13 protein-coding genes are annotated in these 18,604 nt (G+C 70.4%); 3 read left to right on the forward strand and 10 right to left on the reverse strand.

Annotation, left to right across the window (positions count from 1 at the left end):
* Window positions 1-6: 6 nt before the first annotated feature.
* Entirely contained in the window at window positions 7-564 is a 558-nt protein-coding gene (locus ACZ7CH_RS10815) for an NADPH-dependent FMN reductase (RefSeq protein ID WP_360389253.1), read from the forward strand.
* A 52-nt stretch (window positions 565-616) separates the two neighbouring features.
* On the opposite strand, the gene ACZ7CH_RS10820 is transcribed toward ACZ7CH_RS10815, so the two are convergent.
* The 9 genes from ACZ7CH_RS10820 to ACZ7CH_RS10860 all read right to left on the reverse strand — a co-directional run bounded on the left by ACZ7CH_RS10820 (window position 617) and on the right by ACZ7CH_RS10860 (window position 14,323).
* Window positions 617-2,203: a cellulase family glycosylhydrolase gene (locus ACZ7CH_RS10820; RefSeq protein ID WP_470373696.1), complete on the reverse strand. Its 1,587-nt coding sequence runs from the start codon at window positions 2,201-2,203 to the stop codon at window positions 617-619.
* A 29-nt stretch (window positions 2,204-2,232) separates the two neighbouring features.
* Window positions 2,233-4,266 (reverse strand): cellulose binding domain-containing protein, encoded by a 2,034-nt coding sequence (locus tag ACZ7CH_RS10825; RefSeq protein WP_470373697.1) that lies wholly within the window; start codon window positions 4,264-4,266, stop codon window positions 2,233-2,235.
* A 285-nt stretch (window positions 4,267-4,551) separates the two neighbouring features.
* On the reverse strand, window positions 4,552-5,568 hold the full coding sequence (locus tag ACZ7CH_RS10830) for a LacI family DNA-binding transcriptional regulator (RefSeq protein WP_360389244.1): 1,017 nt from the start codon (window positions 5,566-5,568) through the stop codon (window positions 4,552-4,554).
* Complete coding sequence (locus tag ACZ7CH_RS10835; RefSeq protein WP_360389241.1) at window positions 5,565-6,944, reverse strand: GH1 family beta-glucosidase; 1,380 nt, start codon at window positions 6,942-6,944, stop codon at window positions 5,565-5,567. The genes ACZ7CH_RS10830 and ACZ7CH_RS10835 overlap by 4 nt, the downstream gene beginning before the upstream one ends.
* A gap of 2 nt (window positions 6,945-6,946) precedes the next feature.
* Entirely contained in the window at window positions 6,947-7,762 is an 816-nt protein-coding gene (locus ACZ7CH_RS10840) for a carbohydrate ABC transporter permease (protein ID WP_360389238.1), read from the reverse strand.
* The gene (locus ACZ7CH_RS10845; protein ID WP_360389235.1) at window positions 7,759-8,697 is read right to left on the reverse strand and encodes a carbohydrate ABC transporter permease; all 939 of its coding nucleotides are present in this window, start codon (window positions 8,695-8,697) and stop codon (window positions 7,759-7,761) included. The genes ACZ7CH_RS10840 and ACZ7CH_RS10845 overlap by 4 nt, the downstream gene beginning before the upstream one ends.
* Before the next feature lie 20 nt (window positions 8,698-8,717).
* Window positions 8,718-9,998, reverse strand: coding sequence for an ABC transporter substrate-binding protein (locus ACZ7CH_RS10850; RefSeq protein ID WP_360389232.1), 1,281 nt, complete (start codon window positions 9,996-9,998; stop codon window positions 8,718-8,720).
* A 485-nt stretch (window positions 9,999-10,483) separates the two neighbouring features.
* The gene (locus tag ACZ7CH_RS10855; RefSeq protein ID WP_458431861.1) at window positions 10,484-11,506 is read right to left on the reverse strand and encodes a LacI family DNA-binding transcriptional regulator; all 1,023 of its coding nucleotides are present in this window, start codon (window positions 11,504-11,506) and stop codon (window positions 10,484-10,486) included.
* Window positions 11,507-11,677: 171 nt separating this feature from the next.
* Window positions 11,678-14,323, reverse strand: coding sequence for a glycoside hydrolase family 9 protein (locus tag ACZ7CH_RS10860; RefSeq protein WP_470373698.1), 2,646 nt, complete (start codon window positions 14,321-14,323; stop codon window positions 11,678-11,680).
* 555 nt (window positions 14,324-14,878) lie between these two features.
* Between ACZ7CH_RS10860 and ACZ7CH_RS10865 the strand changes: the two genes are divergently transcribed.
* On the forward strand, window positions 14,879-16,960 hold the full coding sequence (locus ACZ7CH_RS10865) for a cellulase family glycosylhydrolase (protein WP_470373699.1): 2,082 nt from the start codon (window positions 14,879-14,881) through the stop codon (window positions 16,958-16,960).
* Here ACZ7CH_RS10865 and ACZ7CH_RS10870 read toward each other — a convergent pair.
* Window positions 16,941-17,927 carry a helix-turn-helix transcriptional regulator gene (locus tag ACZ7CH_RS10870; protein ID WP_470373700.1) on the reverse strand — a complete coding sequence of 329 codons (987 nt, stop codon included), beginning with the start codon at window positions 17,925-17,927 and terminating at the stop codon, window positions 16,941-16,943. The genes ACZ7CH_RS10865 and ACZ7CH_RS10870 overlap by 20 nt on opposite strands.
* Before the next feature lie 108 nt (window positions 17,928-18,035).
* Between ACZ7CH_RS10870 and ACZ7CH_RS10875 the strand changes: the two genes are divergently transcribed.
* The gene (locus tag ACZ7CH_RS10875) at window positions 18,036-18,491 is read left to right on the forward strand and encodes a VOC family protein (RefSeq protein ID WP_360389217.1); all 456 of its coding nucleotides are present in this window, start codon (window positions 18,036-18,038) and stop codon (window positions 18,489-18,491) included.
* The last annotated feature ends 113 nt before the right edge of the window (window positions 18,492-18,604 follow it).

The raw sequence follows: 18,604 nt of genomic DNA on the forward strand, positions 1-18,604 counted from the left end.
CTCTTGATGGCCGTTCGCATCCTCACCCTCGTCGGCAGCCTCCGCGCCGGATCGCACAACCGCAGGCTCGCCGAGGCCGCCGTGCAGATCGCGCCGGAGCACGTCGAGGTCGAGCTGTTCAACGGGCTGGACGCGGTGCCGTTCTACAACGAGGACATCGACGTCGAGGGCACCGTGCCCGCGCAGGCCGCGAAGCTGCGCCAGGCCGCGCAGGACGCCGACGCCCTGCTGCTGGTCTCGCCCGAGTACAACGGCACGATCCCCGCGGTGCTGAAGAACGCCATCGACTGGCTGTCCCGCCCCTACGGCGCGGGCGCGCTGGCCGGCAAGCCGGTCGCCGTCGTCGGCACCGCGTTCGGCCAGTACGGCGGCGTGTGGGCGCAGGACGAGGCCCGCAAGGCCGTCCGGATCGCCGGCGCCGAGGTCGCCGAGGACCTGACGCTGTCCATCCCGGGCTCCGTGGTCCGCTTCGCCGAGCTGCACCCGGTCGACGACCCCGAGGTCACCGAGAAGCTCGGCGCGGTCATCGAGGGTCTGGCCGCCCGCACCGGCGTCACCGTCTGACGAACCCACCTCGGCCGCGGTACCCCTCACGAGGTACCGCGGCCGAGTCGTGTCACGCGCAGGCGGACCGGTTGAGCGCGACCGCCGCGGGCGCGCTCGCCGTGCCGTTGGCGGTGAAACCGAGCGACACGGCCGCTCCCGCCGCCAGCGACGGGCTGTGCGCCGGCGCCGTCACGGTGACCGTGGTGCCGCTCTGGCTGAAGGTGCCGTTCCAGCCGCTCACGATCGTGGCCCCCGCGGGCAACGAGAACGTGACCGTCCACGGGTTCGCGGCGCTCGAAGCCGTGTTGGTCACGGTCAACGCGCCCTGGAACCCGCCCTGCCACGAGTTGTCGAGCTTCCACGCGCTCCGGCAGCCGCCCGTGCCGCCACCGGTGGTGGTCGTCGTGGTGGTCGTGACCGGCCCGCCGGCCGGTGGGATCAGGTACGGCTGCAGGATGCTCTGCTTCGCCTGGTTGACCGTGGTCCAGTCGTCGCCGACGATGCCGCCCGTGTCACCGCTGTTCGGGTTCCACGACCAGTACGTGAACGACATGCCGGTGACGCCGGTCCCGGTGTGGGCCATGAGGTGCTCCAGCCACACCTTGTCGACCGGGTTGGCGAGCGTGGTGCCGAACTCGCCCATCATGATCGGCGCGATGTCCTGCTTGTACAGGTAACCCCAGTACCTGTCCCAGATCGCCGGCATGTTCGCCGGGTAGTCCGGAGCGCTGAACCACGGCTGGTCGTAGACCGAGGTGGCGTACTCGTGCGGGGAGTAGACGAGCCGGCCGGGAACGGACAGCCGCACCGGGAACTGGCCCGCCCTCGACAGGTTCCCGCCCCACCAGCCGCAGTCCTCGTCGTTGGTCGGGTCGCCGTCCCACACGTTCGACAGCCCGCCGCTCGGGCAGCTCACGCCCTCGACGAAGATCAGCCAGTTCGGCTGCACGGCGAGGATCGCGTTGCCCGCGCGTTCCGCGGCCAGCCGCCAGTCGCGGGCGGTGTCACCGCAGCCCCAGCACGCGCCGGTCGCCGCCGGGTTCGTGCCCTCGGCGTGCGGCTCGTTGTGCAGGTCCGCGCCGATGACCGTGGTGTTGCCCGCATAGCGCTGGGCGAGCATCTTCCAGTCGTTGATCCAGGTGCTCTCCGGGACGCCCGCCGTGTACCAGAGAGCGGTCTGCCCCGCGCTCGTCGGCCGGTGCCGGTCGAGGATGACGCGCATCCCCTTCTGCCCCACGTGGTCGATGACCTTGTCGAGGATCTGCAGCGGGGACAGGCCGATGAGGTCGGGGTTGGTGTAGTCGTTGATGCCGGTCGCCTTGGCGTCGGCCTTCAGCGCGTCGTTGGAGAACGGGATCCGCAGCGTGTTGTAGCCCAGCTGCGCCATCTGGTCGAGCTGCTGGCGCCACGTCCGGCTGGCCCACAGGCCGTGGAAGGTCTTGTTGTCGGTCTCCATCCCGAACCAGTTGATGCCGGTCAGCCGGACCGTCGCACCCGTGCTGTCGAGGATCTTGCTGCCGCTGGTGTGCAGGTAACCCGTGCCCGTGCCGCCCGCCGCCGCGGCCGTGACCTGTCCGGCGGCGCCGGCGGCGACCACCCCGCTCACGGCCACCGCGGCGGCGAGCACCGCGCCGGCGATCCTGTTGTGCCGCTTCATCCGTTCTCCTCCGAGCAACCGCGCGTGGCTCATGCCGCGGTGCGGCAGAGCGTTCCGTTGAGGGTGAAGGCCGTCGGCAGGACGTTCGGGCCGGTGTAGGCGCCCACGAAGCCCGTCGAGACGGTCGCTCCCGGTTCGATCCGGGAGGTGCCGGTGACCGTGACCGCGGTCCCGGTCTGGTTCCACATCGCGTTCCAGCTCGACGACACCTGCTGCAACGCCGTGGGCCAGCGGAACGTCAGCGTCCAGTCGGCCACCGGTGCCGTGCCGTCGTTGGTGATGTCGACGGAACCGACGAACCCGCTGCTCCAGTCCGTCACGTTGCCCATCCGCACCGAGCAGGTGCTCGTGGCCGGGCTGCCGGTGGTGATCGTGAGCGGGGGAGAGGACCACGACAACCGCCCGGCCCCGTCGCGCGCCAGCACGTTCACCGCGTAGCGGCTGCCGGGGTCGAGGTTCCGCACGGTCAGCTCGGTCCCGGTCGTCTCGCCCCACTGCTCGCTGGTCGTGCCGAGCTGGCGGTGGACCTCGTACTTCACGCCACCGGGCACCGCGGGCCAGCTGATCGTGGCGGTCCGGTCGGTGACCGCGCTCGCCACCGGCTGTCCCGGTGCCGGCGGCAGCGCGCTCGCCGCCGCCGGCTTCAGGACGAGGGTCGTGAGCGAGAACGGCGGCAGCGTCCGGCTGGTCGCGGTGCCGTCGGCGGTGGTCACGACACCGTTGGCGCCGTTGGTGAACGTGTGCACGGTGGGCGTGCTCGCGGACGGCGTGTACCCGGCGTAGTCGATCGCGAGCGTGCGCGCGTTGTCCGGGTCGGCGTTGAGCAGCAACACGGCGAGGTCGCCGTTGGGCCTGCGGACCGCGTGCGCCCGGACCGACGGGTCACCGGAGCCGGCGCGGACGAGCTGGTCGCCGGGCCGTGCGAACAACCCGAGCACCTTGAGCGCGTGGTAGGGCGCGAACGGCGTGTTGAGCGGTGGTTCGCAGGCGCCACCGGGCAGGCAGGTGCCGCTGGAGAGCAGGCCGAAGTCGTGGAAGTCGGGTTGACCGGCCACAGTGGACGCCGTCTCCGCCCCGTTGTGGGTGTTCCACCAGTCGACGGTGAAGACACCGTTCTCCAGCAACGAGGTGTAGGCCTCCGCGGCGAACAGCGCGCCCGGCTGGGTGTTGCGGCCGTAGGTGGTGTTGAGCTCGGTCATGGCGATGCCCAGCCGGTCCGGGTCCGGTCCCGCGTACCTGGTGATCTGCTGGCGCAGCAGGTAGGTCATGTCGGCGATCTGGTCGGTGCTCGCGAGGGTCTGCGCGGCCGTCGATCCGCTCGGGTACCAGTGCACGACCACGAAGTCCACGTGCGGTCCCGCGATCGAGAGCACCGTCTGGTTCCAGCTCGCCGCGTCCCCGGTGCCGACGATGCCGTCCGGCCAGTTCGCGGGCGTGGTCAGCACGGCACCGACCTTGACCGTGGGGTCGACCGCCTTCATGGCCTGCGCGAACGCGACCGTCTCCCGCGCGTACCCGGCAGGGCTCTTGTCGGGGTGGTCGTCGGCCTCCCACGCGGAGCCGTAGTGCCCGTTGCCGTAGAGCTCGTTGCCGATCTCCCAGTACTTCACGCCGTAGCCCTTGGTGACGTTGGCGTAGCGCACCCAGTCCGCGGCCTCCTGCGGAGAACCGGTGCCGTAGTTGGCGATGACGATCGGCTGCGCCCCCGCGCGGCGGACACCGGCCATGAACGTGTCGAAGTCGGTGTTCGGCGCGACGTACCCGCCGGGCGCCGTGTGGCTCTCCCAGTGGTAGATGTCGCCGTAGGAACCGCCGGGGTAGCGCATCATCCGCACGCCCGCGTCGCCGAGCAGGCCGGACACCTCGGGAGTGCCGAGCTGGCTGTCCCAGATGGCGTGGTTCACGCCGAGTGCGGTCTCGGGAACGGTGGCGAGACCGGCCTTGGTGTTCACGACGACCGTCGCGTCCGCGGGTGGGCCGGTCGGCGGTGGCGCCGCGGTGGCCACCGCGGGCAGGCAGGCCGCGACGAGCGCGGAGACCAGGAGGAGCCGGCGTCTTGCCATGCGCATCACGTCCTCGGCGACGGATCTGGGAGCGCTCCCAGGTTCGTTGTCCGAACGGCCGGGGACAAGACGGCGTTCGGAGTCTTCGCCGGAGGGCTACCGCCGCTCAGTCCACATTCGACGGTCGATTCGACTCGAAGGCGGCCTGGGCGGTCCCAGGTCGCGATTTCCGCTCACCGCACCGTGACCGCACGCCACTGCTCCGGTTCAGGCTGCGGGAAAACTGCTTTCCAGGCGAATGCACCACGTCGATCCGATGTGGGGTGGATTCGAGGTCCTGGCGGATCAGGCGCTCGACCTGCGCACGAGCGAGGTGGGCAGCAACATCGAGAGGGGGAGCTTCTCCTCGCCCGCCAGTTCGGCGAGCAGCCGCCAGGTCATGGTGCGGCCGAACTGCTCCAGGTCCTGGCGCACGGTGGTGAGCGGCGGCACCGCGGTCGAGGCGAGCACCGAGTCGTCGAACCCGACCACCGCCACGTCGGTGGGGATGCGGTAGCCGCGGGCCTGGAGGACGCGCAGGGCACCCAGCGCCATGATGTCCGCCGCCACGAACACCGCGTCGAGGTCGGGTGCCCTGCGCAGCAGCTCCTCCATCGCCAGTGCACCGGCCTCCGGCGTGAAGTCGCTGTGCACCACCAGCGAGACGGCCATGCCGTGTTCGGCGAGCCCGCACCGCCACCCGCTGAGCCGGTCCATGCCGACCGCCATGTCGCGCGGGCCGGCGATCGTGGCGATCTTCTCGCGGCCCAGCGAGACGAGGAACCGCACGGCCTCCAGCGAGCCGTTGAAGTTGTCCGAGTCGACGAACGGGACGGTGCCGCCCGCGAGGGGGCGGCCGCCCACCACGATGGGCAGCCCCGCCTCGTGCAACGTCCGCGGCAACGGGTCCTCGCCGTGCAGGCTCACGACGAGCGCCCCGTCCACGTGCCCACCGGTGAGGTAGGCCACCTGGTCCTGGCCGTCCAGCGGCTGGTTCATCATCAGCAGCAGCTGGACGTGCCGTCCCGCGAGCTCGGCGTGCACCCCGCGCAGCACGCCGGCGAAGAACGGGTCCGCGAGGACCCGGCTGCCCTGCTCGGAGATCACCAGCGCGATCGCGTTGGCCTTCGAGCCCGCCAGCGTGCGCGCGGCGTGGTTGGGGCTGTAACCGAGCAGGGCGATCGCGCGGTGCACGGACTGGCGCGATCGCTCGCTCACGTACTTCTCGCCGTTGATGACCCGCGAGACGGTGGACTTCGACACCCCGGCCACGCGCGCCACTTCCTCGATGCGCGGGCCGGGGCGACGGGTCCGTTCGGTCATGAGACGGCGACCAGCGCGTTGTCGCGGGCCACTCGGGAGAACCACCTCGCACTCATCTTCGGCGTGCGGATCTGCGTCGCGTAGTCGACGTGGACGATGCCGAACCGCTTCGCGTACCCCTCTGCCCACTCGAAGTTGTCCAGCAGCGACCAGCAGAAGTAGCCGCGCAGGTCGACCCCCGCCTCGATGGCCGCGTGCGCCGCGCGCAGGTGCGACGCGATGAACCCGGTGCGGTCGACGTCGTCGATGGCGCCGTTGCCGGAGAAGTCGTCGCGGAACGCCGCACCGTTCTCGGTGATGTAGAGCGGCAGGCGCGGGTAGTCGTGGTGCAGCCGCAGCAGGACGGCGGTGAGACCGTCCGGGTGCACCTCCCAGTCCATGTCGGTGCGCGGGGCGTCCCGGCGGGGGAACGACGCGTGCTGCACGCCGACCCACGGCGACGGCGCGCTGTCACTGCCGTTCGGCGACGCGCTGACGTAGTGCTCGGAGTAGTAGTTCACGCCGAGCATGGCCATCGGTGCCGAGATCACGGCGAGGTCGCCGTCGCGCACGTGGTCGCTGAACCCGAACGGTTCGAGGTCCGCGACGATGTCGGCGGGGTACTCGCCGCGCAGCAACGGGTCCAGGAAGATCCGCTGCTGCAGCCCGTCGAGCCGGCGCGCGACGTCGAGGTCGGCCGGGTCGCTCGGGTCGACGGGGATGATCGGGTACATGTTGAGCGTGATGCCCACCTTGGCGTCCGGCACCGCGGTGCGGATCGCCTCGGCCGCGAGCCCGTGGCCGAGCAGCAGGTGGTGCACCGCGGCGACCGCGGCCTTCGGGTCGGTGATGCCGGGGGCGTGGACACCCGAGGCGTACCCGAGGAAGGCCGAGCACCAGGGCTCGTTCAGCGTCGTCCAGGTGCCGACCCGGTCACCGAGCGCCTCCACGGTGGCGGCGGCGTAGTCGGCGAACCGGTACGCGGTGTCGCGGTTGGTCCAGCCGCCCGCGTCCTCCAGCGTCTGCGGCAGGTCCCAGTGGTACAGCGTCGGCCACGGGGTGATGTCGTGCGCGAGCAGCGTGTCCACGAGCCGCTGGTAGAAGTCGAGGCCCTTCTGGTTCACGTCGCCGCCGTCCGGCCGCACCCGCGGCCAGGCGATCGAGAACCGGTAGGCCTTCAGGCCGAGCTCGGCCATCATGGCCACGTCCTGCTCGAACCGCCGGTAGTGATCGGCAGCGGGTTCACCGCAGTCGCCGCCGACGACCTTGCCGGGTACCCGGCAGAAGGTGTCCCAGATGGAGTCGGTGCGGCCGTCGACGGCCGTGGCACCCTCCACCTGGAACGCCGCGGTCGCAGCGCCCCACAGAAAACCCTGCGGGAAAACAATGTTCTCCATTTTCACCCCTTGACGGCGCCCTGCATCACACCGGCGACGATCTGCCGCCCGAGCACGAGGAAGACGATGAGCACCGGAACCGTCGCGAGCGTGGTCCCGGCGAGGACGAGCGAGTAGTCGACGTAGTAGCCGCTCTGCAGCTTCTCCAGTGCGACCTGGAGCGTCGGGTTGTCGGCGTTGAGCACGACGAGCGGCCAGAGGAAGTCGTTCCACGACTGCATGAACGTGAACACGCCCAGCATCGCGGCGGCCGGCCGGGCCGCGGGCAGTGCGACGTGCCAGAACGTGCGCCACAGGCTGCAGCCGTCCATCCGCGCCGCCTCGACGAGCTCGTCGGGGATGGCGTCGAGGAGGAACTGCCGCATCCAGAACACGCCGAACGCGGTGACCAGGTTCGGCACGATCACGGCCTCCAGCTCACCGGCCCAGCCGAACTCGGCCATCGCCATGTAGAGCGGGATGATGCCGAGCTGGGTCGGCACTGCCAACGTTGCCACCACGAACAGGAACAGCACGCCCCGGCCGCGGAACCGCAGCTTGGCGAACGCGAAACCGGCGAGCGTCGACAGCAGCACCACCGACAGCGTCACGGTCCCGGACACGATGAAGCTGTTGGCCAGCGCCTTCCAGAACGGGACCGTGTCGAACACCCGCACGGCGTTGGACCAGAAGTTCCCGCCGGGCACCAGCGTGAAGTCACCGGTCAGCACCGAGTTGTCGCGGCTCGCGACGAGGAACGACCAGTAGAACGGGAACGCGGAGCCGAGCACGAACGCGGCGAGGATGCCGTAGATCGCGAAGGACGGTCGCTTCGTCATTTGACGGCCCTCCTGGTGAGGAAGAAGTTGAGGACCGCGACACCGATCACGACCAGGAACAGCACCCACGCGATGGCGGAGGCGTAGCCGAGGTCGAGCCCCTGGAAGGCCGACTGGTAGAGGTAGAGCACGACGGTCTGGTACTGGTGCTCCGAACCGCCGCCGCTGCCGCCGGAGGGCTCGAACAGCTTCGGCTCGGTGAAGATCTGCAGGCCACCGATCGTCGAGGTGACGATCACGAAGATCAGCGTGGGCTTCAGCATCGGGAGCGTGATGCTGAAGAACCGCCGCAACGCGCTCGCGCCGTCCACCAGTGCCGCCTCGTACACGTCGCGCGGGATCGCCTGCATCGCGGCGAGGATGATCAGCGCGTTGTAGCCGGTCCACCGCCAGTTGACCATCGAGGCGATCGCGACGTGGCTGCCGAAGGTGCTGGCCTGCCAGTCGATCGGGCTGATGCCCAGCAGGCCGAGCACGTCGTTCACCAGGCCGTACTGCGGGCCGAACAGGTTGCCGAAGATGATCGTCAGCGCCACGAGGCTCGCCACGTAGGGCAGCAGCACGCCCATCCGCCAGCCGGTGCGGGCGCGCAGGTTGGCGTTGAGCAGCGCGGCGATCACCACCGCGACGACGATCTGCGGGACGCTCGAGAGCAGGAAGATGCTGAACGTGTTGAACAGCGCGTTCCAGAACTGGTCGTCCTCGAACAGCGTCCGGTAGTTCTCCAGGCCGATGAACAGCGGCTCGTCGGCGCCCACCTCCCAGTCGAACAGGGAGACGTAGGCGGTGTAGAGCAGCGGGAACAGCCCGATGGCGCCGAAGAGCACGAAGAACGGTGCTACGAACAGGTAGGGCGAGACCTTGGCGTCCAGGTTGGACAGCCGGTACCGCCGCGGAGGCCGCGGGCCAGCCTCCTGCGCTGGCCCGCGGTCCACCTCGGAGAGAGTGGCGGTCACTACTTGGCCGCCTTCTGAGCGCCTTCGACGGCGGCCTTCCAGGCCTCCTCGGCGTTCTTGCCCTGCTCGACCGACTGCAGCGCCGGGCTGAACACGGTCTCCTGGATCTGACCGTCGGCCGGGCCCTTGTACTGCGCGGCCTTGATCTTCTTGGCCTGGGTCGCGAACAGCGCGCCGGCCTTCACGTCACCGAAGTAGGCGTTGGTCTGCTCCAGCAGCTCCGGCGCGTCGAGCGCCTTGACCTGGCTGGGGAAGGTGCCCTTGGCCTTGAACGCCTTGATCTGCTGCTCCGGCGCGGTCAGCCACGCGGCGAGCTCGGCGGCCTTCTTGGCGTTCTTGCTCTGCTTCGGCACGGTCAGGTACGAACCGCCCCAGTTGCCGCCACCGTTCGGGAACGCGTCGGTGACCGCCCACTTGCCCTTGTTCTCCGGACCGGCCTGGGTCTCGACGACGCCGAGCATCCACGACGGGCAGGTCTTGGTGGCGAACTTGCCGAGCTTGAAGCCGGTGTTCCACTCGGGGCTGAACGCCCCGAGCCGCGCCGACTGCCCCTTCGCGACGGCAGCGGTCACCGTCGTCCAGTCCTTCTTGATGTCGGCGTTGGTGTCCACGACGAGCTTGTCGGACTTGTCGTAGTAGCCGGTCTCGAGCTGGTTGTGCATGGCGTTGTAGACCTGGGCCGCGCTGTCGAACCACGCGACGCCCGGGACCTTCGCGATGAAGGTGTCACCGGCGGCGAAGTAGCTGTCCCACGTGGCGAAGAGCGCCTTGACGCCCTCGGGGTCGGACGGCAGACCGGCCTGCTCGAACAGGTCCTTGCGGTAGCACATGGCCAGCGGACCGATGTCGGTCCCGTAGCCCATGAGCTTGCCGTCCTTGGTGGTGATCGCCTCGGTCTTCCACTTCAGCCAGCGGTCGTCCTCGATCTTCGGGCCGATCTCCTTGAGATCGTTGAACTGCCCGGCCTTCGACATGAACTGGCTCAGGTAGCCCTCTTCGACGCCCTCGATGTCCGCGAGGCCAGACCCGGCACCCAGCTTGGTGAACAGGTTCTGGTGGTGCGGCTGACCCTGACCGGTCTTACGCTGCGTGATCTTGACGTCCGGGTGGGCTGCTTCGTACTCCTTGAACAGCTCCTCGTACCCGAACTCGTTGAACGTGGCGATCGTCAGCTCGGTCTTGCCGTCTGCGGACTGAGTGGCGCCGCCGGAACCGCAGGCGGTTGTGGCGGCGGCGGACACGGCGGCACAGATCAGCACGCTGACCCAACGGTGTCGCACGGGAGAACTCCTCTGGTCTCGGCGGGCGGATTCTGGGAGCGCTCCCAGGTGCCGAGGAGTGTCGTACTGGTGTCGAGAGTGTGTCAAGACACACTCCGGCCCGGATCAGGCAGTTCCGGCCCTGTGGAGGGGGATGACCTCGGGGTTCGGGGTGCAGGTCACAATCGGGAAAACTGGGAGCGTTCCCGGAAAGATGTCGTTTGGGTTAACGCTCCGTGCGGGTACAGGTACGGACCGCTTCAACCGGCCCGCGACCGGTTGGCCCAGCAGGGGTTGCGGCGGGTGGTGCAGGCGGCGTGGGCCGGGGTGGAACGGGGTCGCTCGAATGCGCGGCGTGCCGTCCGGTCCGCGAACGTCCGGTGCGCGCTCACGGCTCGGACCGCGCCGCCGCTCGCGTCAGGCGCTCACGGCTCAGGCCGCGCCGCTGTTCGCGTCAGGCGCTCGCGCCGGCCGTGACTCCTCAGCCGCCCCTGCGGCCCGTCGGCCTACGCGCTCGCCCGCCGCACCAGCGACGTCGGCAGCAACAGCGACGGCGGCAACCCCGCCTCCCCGGCCAGCTCCCCGAGCAACCGCCACGTCAGCGTCCGTCCCAGCTGCTCCACGTCCTGCCGCACCGTCGTGAGCGGCGGGGTGGCCGTGGACGCCAGCAGCGAGTCGTCGAACCCCACCACGGCCACGTCCTGCGGCACCCGGCGGCCACGCGCGTGCAGCACCCGCAACGCGCCCACCGCGATGATGTCCGCCGCCACGAACACCGCGTCGAGGTCCGGTGCGCGGTCGAGCAGGTCAGCCATGGCGGTCGCGCCGCTCTCCGGCGTGAAGTCCGCCTCCGCCACCAGGTCCGCGGGCAGCCGCGCCTCGCCCAGCCCGCGGCGCCACCCGCTCAGGCGGTCCTGGCCGGCCGCCATGTCGCGGGGGCCGGTGACCGTCGCGATGCGGCCGCGCCCGAGCGACACCAGGTGGCGGGCGGCCTCCAGGCCGCCGGTGAAGTTGTCCGAGTCGACGAACGGGACGCCCGCCGAGCCGAGGGGGCGGCCACCGACGACCACGGGCAGGCCCAGCTCGTGCAGGCGGTGGGGGAGCGGGTCGTCGCCGTGCAGGCTCACCAGCAGCGCGCCGTCGACGTGGCCGCCCGCGAGGTAGGTGACGAGGTCGTCGTGGTCCTGCGGGCGGCTCAGCATCAGCAACAGCTGGACGTGGCGGCCGGCGAGCTCGGCGTGCACACCCCGCAGGACGCCCGCGAAGAACGGGTCGCCGAGCACGCGGCTGCCCTGTTCGGAGACGATCAGCGCGATGGCGTTGGCCCGGTTGCCCGCGAGGGTCCGCGCAGCCTGGTTCGGGCTGTAGCGCAGGCGGGTGATCGCGTCGTGCACGGCGTCGCGGGACTTCGCCGACACGTACGGCTCGTCGTTGATCACGCGGGAGACCGTCGACTTGGACACCCCTGCCAGTCGCGCGACCTCCTCGATGCGCGGGCCCGGTCGGCGCTGCCGGTCGATCTCCGTCATGCGCTCATCGTAGGAGTGGGCACGTGCCAGTTCGAAAACGGGCGAAACACCCGTGGGAGCGCGTCCCCGGCACGACGTTGTGCCGGGGACGCGGCGGGAGCCGGCCGGAGGCCGGGGTTGGGATCGGCGCGGAACGCCTGGGCGCGCAGAACGCCCCGCACCGAAGCTCGGTCAGGGTTCGGCACCCCACGACAGCGCGCCGCCCGAGTAGCCGGTGACCCGGTCGAAGTCCGACAGCGCGCTGCTGACCCGGTAGCTGTGGTCGTCGCTCTGGTCGAAACCGGACCAGTCGGACTTCGCCACCCGCACCTGGATCTCACCGGTGCCCGCACCGGCGGCGAGGCTCCCGGACGTGAACGACACCTCGACGTAGGCGTCCGCACCGGGCCGGGCCGTCGTCAGCTTCACCACGCGCAGGGTGACGTTGGCGCACCCGATCTGCGCCCAGTCGCACCACACCTGGTAGCCGGCTGCCGCCGAGTCGCCCGTGAACCAGTACCGCGCGGTCGTCGTGCCCAGGCCCACGGCGGTCGTGCCGCGGTTCGTCAGCTGCAGCGCGGCGGTGATCTGGTTGGAACGGGCGGCGCTCGAACCCTTGTGCTGCACGGTCAGCGTGCTGCGAACACCGGGCAACGTCCTGGTGCTCACCGGCGTGCTCGCCGCGGAGACGTTGCCCGCCGCGTCCCTGGCCCGCACCGCGAACGAGTACGCCGTGTCCGGCGTGAGGCCGGTGAGCAGCAGGCTCGTCGTGCTGCTCGACCCCACGACCGTCGTGCCGTCGAGCACCTCGTAGCCGGTGACGCCGACGTTGTCGGTCGAGGCGGTCCAGCCCAGCGTCACGCTGGAGCTGCCGGCACCGGACGCGGTCAGTCCACCCGGGACGGACGGCGCCTCGCTGTCCTCGACACCGCCGCCGCCGGGCTCCTGGCCCCACACGATCCGGCCGTCCTGGCGCAGCACGAGCCGGTCGGTCTGCGCGACCGTGTTGCCGCTGCCGAGGCCGACGTGGGACCAGTCGTTCGCCGGGTCCCACGTGCCGGCGCTGGTGATCCGGAACTGGACCTCCTTGCGGAACGCGGACTGCCCGGCCGGTGCCACACCGGTGCACGCGATCTCCACGTAGTACACCGCGCCCCGGTACTGCGCGGGCGGGCTCGCGGCACCGCACTGGTTGTAGTTCGTGGTGACGCTGATCTGGCTCGGCGTCGTGGCGCCGTCGAGCGTGAAGTAGTAGCGCAGCGAGCCGTTGAACGTCCTGGCCGGCCACGCGGTCTTGTTCAGGATGAACGCCTTGACCTCGGTGAACTGGGTCGCGGCCTGGTTCACCGACGCCTGCACGGTCAGCTCGGGGCCGTCGGGCGCCTCGGTCACCGGGAAGTTCGCCAGCGGGGTGCCGCCGTACTCCTGGTACAGCCGGGCCAGCGCCCCGGTGAAGCCCGCGTTGTAGTCGAGCGCGACCTCGTTCATCACGTAGTCGCTGCGGCTGTCGGTGTAGGCGTCGTTGTTCGTGCTGGGCCCGCCGACCAGCGCGCCGTAGAGCACGTGCCGGCTGACGGCCGGCTCCTGGATGGTGTCGGCCCACGACCCGTGCGCGGTGCGGTGGTGCGGGTTGCGCGGCGGATTGGTGCCGAAGCCGACGACGTAGCTCGCGTTGCGCGGGTTGTCGCCCAAGGCGTAGTTCACCTGCCGCACGCCGAAGTCGTGGTAGGTCTTGGCGCGCGTGCTGTCGCGAGTGGACAGCCAGTCCGAGTAGACCAGGGCGGCGAACGCCGTGTTGGCGGCGTAGCGCAGCGAACCCCAGCTGTCGAGCACCGCCTGGCCGCCGGGGGAGTAGCGCACCCGGTTGCCGTTGTAGCCGGTGGTCCAGAAGTCCAGCCACCGGTTGGCGTCGGTGACGTAGACCTGCTCGCCGGTCAGCTTCGCCATCAGCACGTACGCGCCGTAGGACTTGTCGTCCCACGCGATCGTCCACTTGTAGGAGCGCTCGGTGCTCTGCTGCTCCGTGCTGAGCTTCAGGTACTCGGTCTTCGCCTTGGCCAGGTAGCTCGCGTCACCGGTCGCGCGGTGCAGCCAGATCGCACCCCACACCAGCTCGTCCTGGTAGCCGCTCCACGAGTTGTAGAAGCTCGCCGCGTCCGTGATGCAGGAGCTGTACTTGCCGCGGTAGGTGTCGGCGAACGAGTACAGCTGCTTGGCGTGCGTCAGCAGGGTCGCCGCGTAGGCCGGGTCGGTGTCCTTGAAGACCATCGACGCCGACGCCGTGGCCGCCGCGTACTCGCCGGCCAGGTCGGAGCCGGGGCAGGAGGCGTCGACCTTGTAGGAGGGCCGTGCCATCGGCATGACCTCGGCCGAGCCCCACCACGCGTGGTCGGGGTTGCCCGCGCCGACCTGGCCGTAGACGACGTTGGGCGACGGGTGCGCCTTGATGATCCAGTCGGTGCCCCAGCGGAGGTTCGACATCAGGTGCTGCAGCTGGCCGGAGCTCGCGTAGGCGGCGCGGTTCTCCACGGCGCCCCAGGCGAGCATCGACATGCTGAACGCGAACGGCAGCCCGAACTTCACGTGGTCGCCCGCGTCGTAGAAGCCACCGGACAGGTCGAGGCCCACGTCGGAGCCGTCGCGCAGCGCCGAGTCCGCGCGCCAGCTCACCCGGTTGTCCTGCGGCAGCTTGCCCGACCGCTGGGCGTCGTAGAACCAGACCGACTTCTGCAGCGCCTCGGCGTAGTTGAACGCGGGGGCGGCCGTCGCGCCCGGCACCAGCGGACCGGTCAGCGCCACGAGCAGGGCGACGAGCGCGGCTGTCGCAGCTCTCGACATGCGACCGTGCATGTGAGCCTCCGTTGGCAGGGGGAGAGATTCTGGGAGCGCTCCCAGGTCCGGGACTGTAACGGTCACGAAACCGCTCCGACAGACCTCCGGTGCTGATTTCTTCACACATTCGGCCGTTTGCCGCAACTTTCGCTTAACGCCCGCGTGCTCATTTCGATCATGATTGCCGAGGCTGTCCCTGAAATGGCTCAGTGGCAACGAAAAACCGGCGACCAAGCGTGACCGGAACTCGTCGCCGCAGCTCTGCCGCTGCTCGCATCGCGTGAACGAACGGCATTTCGCCGATCACGTGAAGTGCAATGTGAGGTTCGCTTTCGTATCGACCACAGTTCGACAGGTCTTCCCGACCGGCGGTTGGCGTGGTTACAGTCCGGCCACCGACTGGGAGCGCTCCCAGTCCATGATCCAGGGGTCGAACAGGGCGCGGATCGCCACGGTGCGGCGTCGTGGCGGGCTGCGACGGCCCCTTTCGAGCACTCCCTCCGAGCGTGCGGTTCGGAGGGGGTGCTCCTGGACCGCGCCGCCGAGCCCGGGAGGTGTGCCATGAGCGGATTCCGCGATCGGCTGCAGGCGATCCGCCGTGGAGGTGCGGCGCTGGCGGCGGCACTCGTGGCGGTGGCCGGCACGGCGGGGCTGGCGGCGGTCACCCCCGCGGCGGCGGCACCCGGCTGCGAGGTCGACTACACCGTCCCCAGCCAGTGGTCCGGCGGCTTCACCGCGAACGTGGCGATCACGAACGTCGGCGACCGGGTCGACGGCTGGCGGCTGACCTGGACGTGGCCGTCCGGGCAGCAGGTGAGCCAGGCCTGGAACGCGACCGTCACCTCGACGGGCAGCCAGGTCACGGCCGTGAACGCGGGCTACAACGCGGTGATCGAGCCGAACGCCAAGGTGTCCTTCGGGTTCAACGCCAGCTCGTCCGGGGCGAACACCCCGCCCGCGTCGTTCGCGCTCAACGGCGTCACCTGCACCGGCGCCCCCGTCACCACGACGACCACGACCACGACGACGACCACCGGGAACCCCGTGCCCGGCGACGCGATGGCCCAGGTGGCCGCGATGCAGCCGGGCTGGAACCTCGGCAACACGCTCGACTCGACCGGCGCCGACGAGACGTCGTGGGGCAACCCGCGGGTCACGGAGGCGTTGCTGGACAACGTGAAGGCGCAGGGCTTCAAGAGCATCCGCATCCCGGTGACGTGGGGCCAGCACCTGGGCGCGGCGCCGGGGTACACCATCGAGGCCGCGTACCTGGCCCGCGTCAAGGAGGTCGTCGGCTGGGCGCTGGCCGACGGCTTCCACGTGCTGATCAACATCCACCACGACTCGTGGCAGTGGATCAACACCATGCCCGCGGACCGCACCGGGGTGCTGGCGAAGTACAACGCGATCTGGACGCAGCTCGCGACCGCGTTCAGGGACTCCCCGGCGCGGCTGGTGTTCGAGAGCGTGAACGAGCCGCAGTTCACCGGCAGCTCCGGTGACGCGCAGAACGCCCAGCTGCTGCACGAGCTGAACGCCTCGTTCCGCGACATCGTCCGGCGCTCCGGCGGCGGCAACACCGCCCGCCTGCTCGTCCTGCCCACCCTGCACACCTCGTCCGAGCAGGCCCGGCTCGACGAGCTGACCGCGTCGCTGACGACCTTCAACGACCCCAACATCGCCGCGACCGTGCACTACTACGGCTACTGGCCGTTCAGCGTGAACGTCGCCGGCGGCACGCACTTCGACGCCACCGCCCAGAAAGACCTGACGGACTCGTTCGACCGCGTCCACAGCACGTTCATCGCACGCGGCATCCCGGTGATCCTCGGCGAGTACGGCCTGCTCGGCTTCGACCGCCACATCGGCACGATCGAACAGGGCGAGAAGCTCAAGTTCTTCGAGTACTTCGGCCACTACGCCCGTGCCAAGAAGATCACCACCATGCTCTGGGACAACGGCCAGCACCTCGGCCGCACGTCGTTCCAGTGGAGCGACCCCGAGCTGGTCGCGCAGATCAAGTCGAGCTGGACCACGCGGTCCGGCACGGCGTCGACGGACCAGGTGTTCAGCGCGAAGTCGAGTGCGATCAGCGCCAAGACGATCACGTTGAACCTCAACGGGACCACGTTCAGCGGCCTGCGCCAGGGCACCACCGAGCTGGTGCGCGGCACCGACTACACCGTCTCCGGCGACCAGCTCACCCTGACCGCGTCCGCGCTGACCCGGCTGAGCGGCTCCCGCGCCTACGGCACCAACGCGACGATCACCGCGCACTTCTCCCAGGGCGTGCCGTGGCGGATCAACCTGATCACCTACGACCCGCCGGTGCTGCGGAACGCGACCGGCACGACCGCCGCGTTCGCCGTCCCGACCGGGTTCCGCGGCGACCTGCTCGCCACCATGGAGGCCAAGTACGACGACGGCTCGAACGCGGGCCCGCACAACTGGACCTCCTTCAAGGAGTTCGACCGGACGTTCGCGCCGGACTACACCGCGGGCACCACCACGTTCACGCCGGAGTTCTTCGCCGAGGTCACCGACAACCGCCGCGTCACGCTGACGTTCCACTACTGGAGCGGCGCGAAGGTGACCTACCACGTGACGAAGTCCGGCAGCGCGGTCACCGGCACTGCCGCGTGACCCCGGCCGCCCGGGCCGCGCGGCGCGACAACGCGGCGAACGCGTCGCGCAGCTCGGGCGGGCCGACCACCTCGACCTCGGTGTCGAACCGCAGCAGCCGCGCGGCGAGGGCGGCCCACGACCAGGACCCGGTGACCAGCCGGGTCCGGCCGTCGCCGAGCTCCTCCGCGGTGTCGTCCCCGGCGAACGGCGCGACCTCGGCGACCGGCAGGTCCAGCACGACCTCGCCGCGGCACGGCCAGCCGGGCGCGTCCGACCCCTTGAACCGCGCCGACAGGAACGCGCCGACGTCACCGCCGGGCACCTCCCGCGGTGTGAACCGCGGCCCGTTCGGCACCCGCAGCACCATCCGGTCGGCCCGGTAGGTCCGCCAGTCCTCCCGCTCCGCGCTCCACCCGACGACGTACCACCGCCCCGCCCGGCTCACCAGGTGGTGCGGCTGCACCCGCCGCGGCGGCCCGCCGGCGTCCGGACGGCCCGGTGCGCGGTAGTCGAACCGCAGCTCCTCCCGCGCCCTGACCGCACTGCTCACGGCGAGCAGCACCCCGATGTCCACCTGCGGTCCGGCGCCGGCCGTCCCGACCTCCAGCACGTCGACCCGCCGCCGCAACCGGGACGGCAGCACCTGCCGCACCGTGACCAGCGCCCGTGCCGCGGCCTCCTCGATGCCCGCACCCGTCCCGACCGCGATCCGCAGCGCCACGGCCAGCGCGACCGCCTGCTCCTCGTCGAACAGCAACGGCGGCACCTCGCTGCCCGCCTCCAGCCGGTACCCGCCGTCGGGTCCCTTGACCGCGTGCACGAGGTACCCCAGCTCCCTCAACCGGTCGACGTCACGCCGCACGGTCCGTTCGCTGACGCCCAACCGGCCGGCGAGCAACCCGCCCGGCCAGTCGCGGCGGACCTGCAGCAGCGACAGCAACGACAGCAGGCGCGCGGACGTCGTCGTCGAGGGGGAAGTCGGCATGAATCCACTCTCGCACAAGTAGCGGACGTTCCCTGTCCGCTACTACCGGCATTGTCGTCCTCAACGCCGGAGACCTCCGGCACGGAACCACTCGCACAGGGGACGTCGATGTCGCTCAACGCAGTCACCCACCTGAACTTCCGCGGCCAGGCGCGGGAGGCCCTGGAGTTCTACGCCTCCGTGTTCGGCGGCAAGGCCACCATCGCCACCTACGGCGACTTCGGCATGCCCGCCGACCTGCCCGGCGCGGACAGGGTGGTGTTCGGCCAGGTGGTCGCGGACAACGGCTTCCGCGTCATGGCCTACGACGTGCCCGGTGCGGACGAGCCGGTGTCCGGCGCGGGCACGACCCGACGTGAGAACGGCACCACGATCACCACCGAGCCGTTCTTCCTGTCGGTGCGCGGCGAGACCGTCGAGGAGGTCCGCGGCCACTGGGACGCGCTGGCCGACGGCGCCACCGTGGTGGAGGAGTTCGGGCCCGCGCAGTGGGCGCCGGCGTTCGGGATGCTGACCGACCGGTTCGGCGTCACCTGGATCGTGGACGTCGCAGCCACCTACTGACCGCCCCGCATCTGCAAGTACCACCAACCCATGATCAAACCGCCGCTGACCACACCCAACCTGTTCGCCGTCCGTCGAACCACGTGTGCGGGACGGCGAGTTGGTGGTGGAAA

This window comes from Lentzea sp. NPDC037011 (assembly GCF_055607425.1).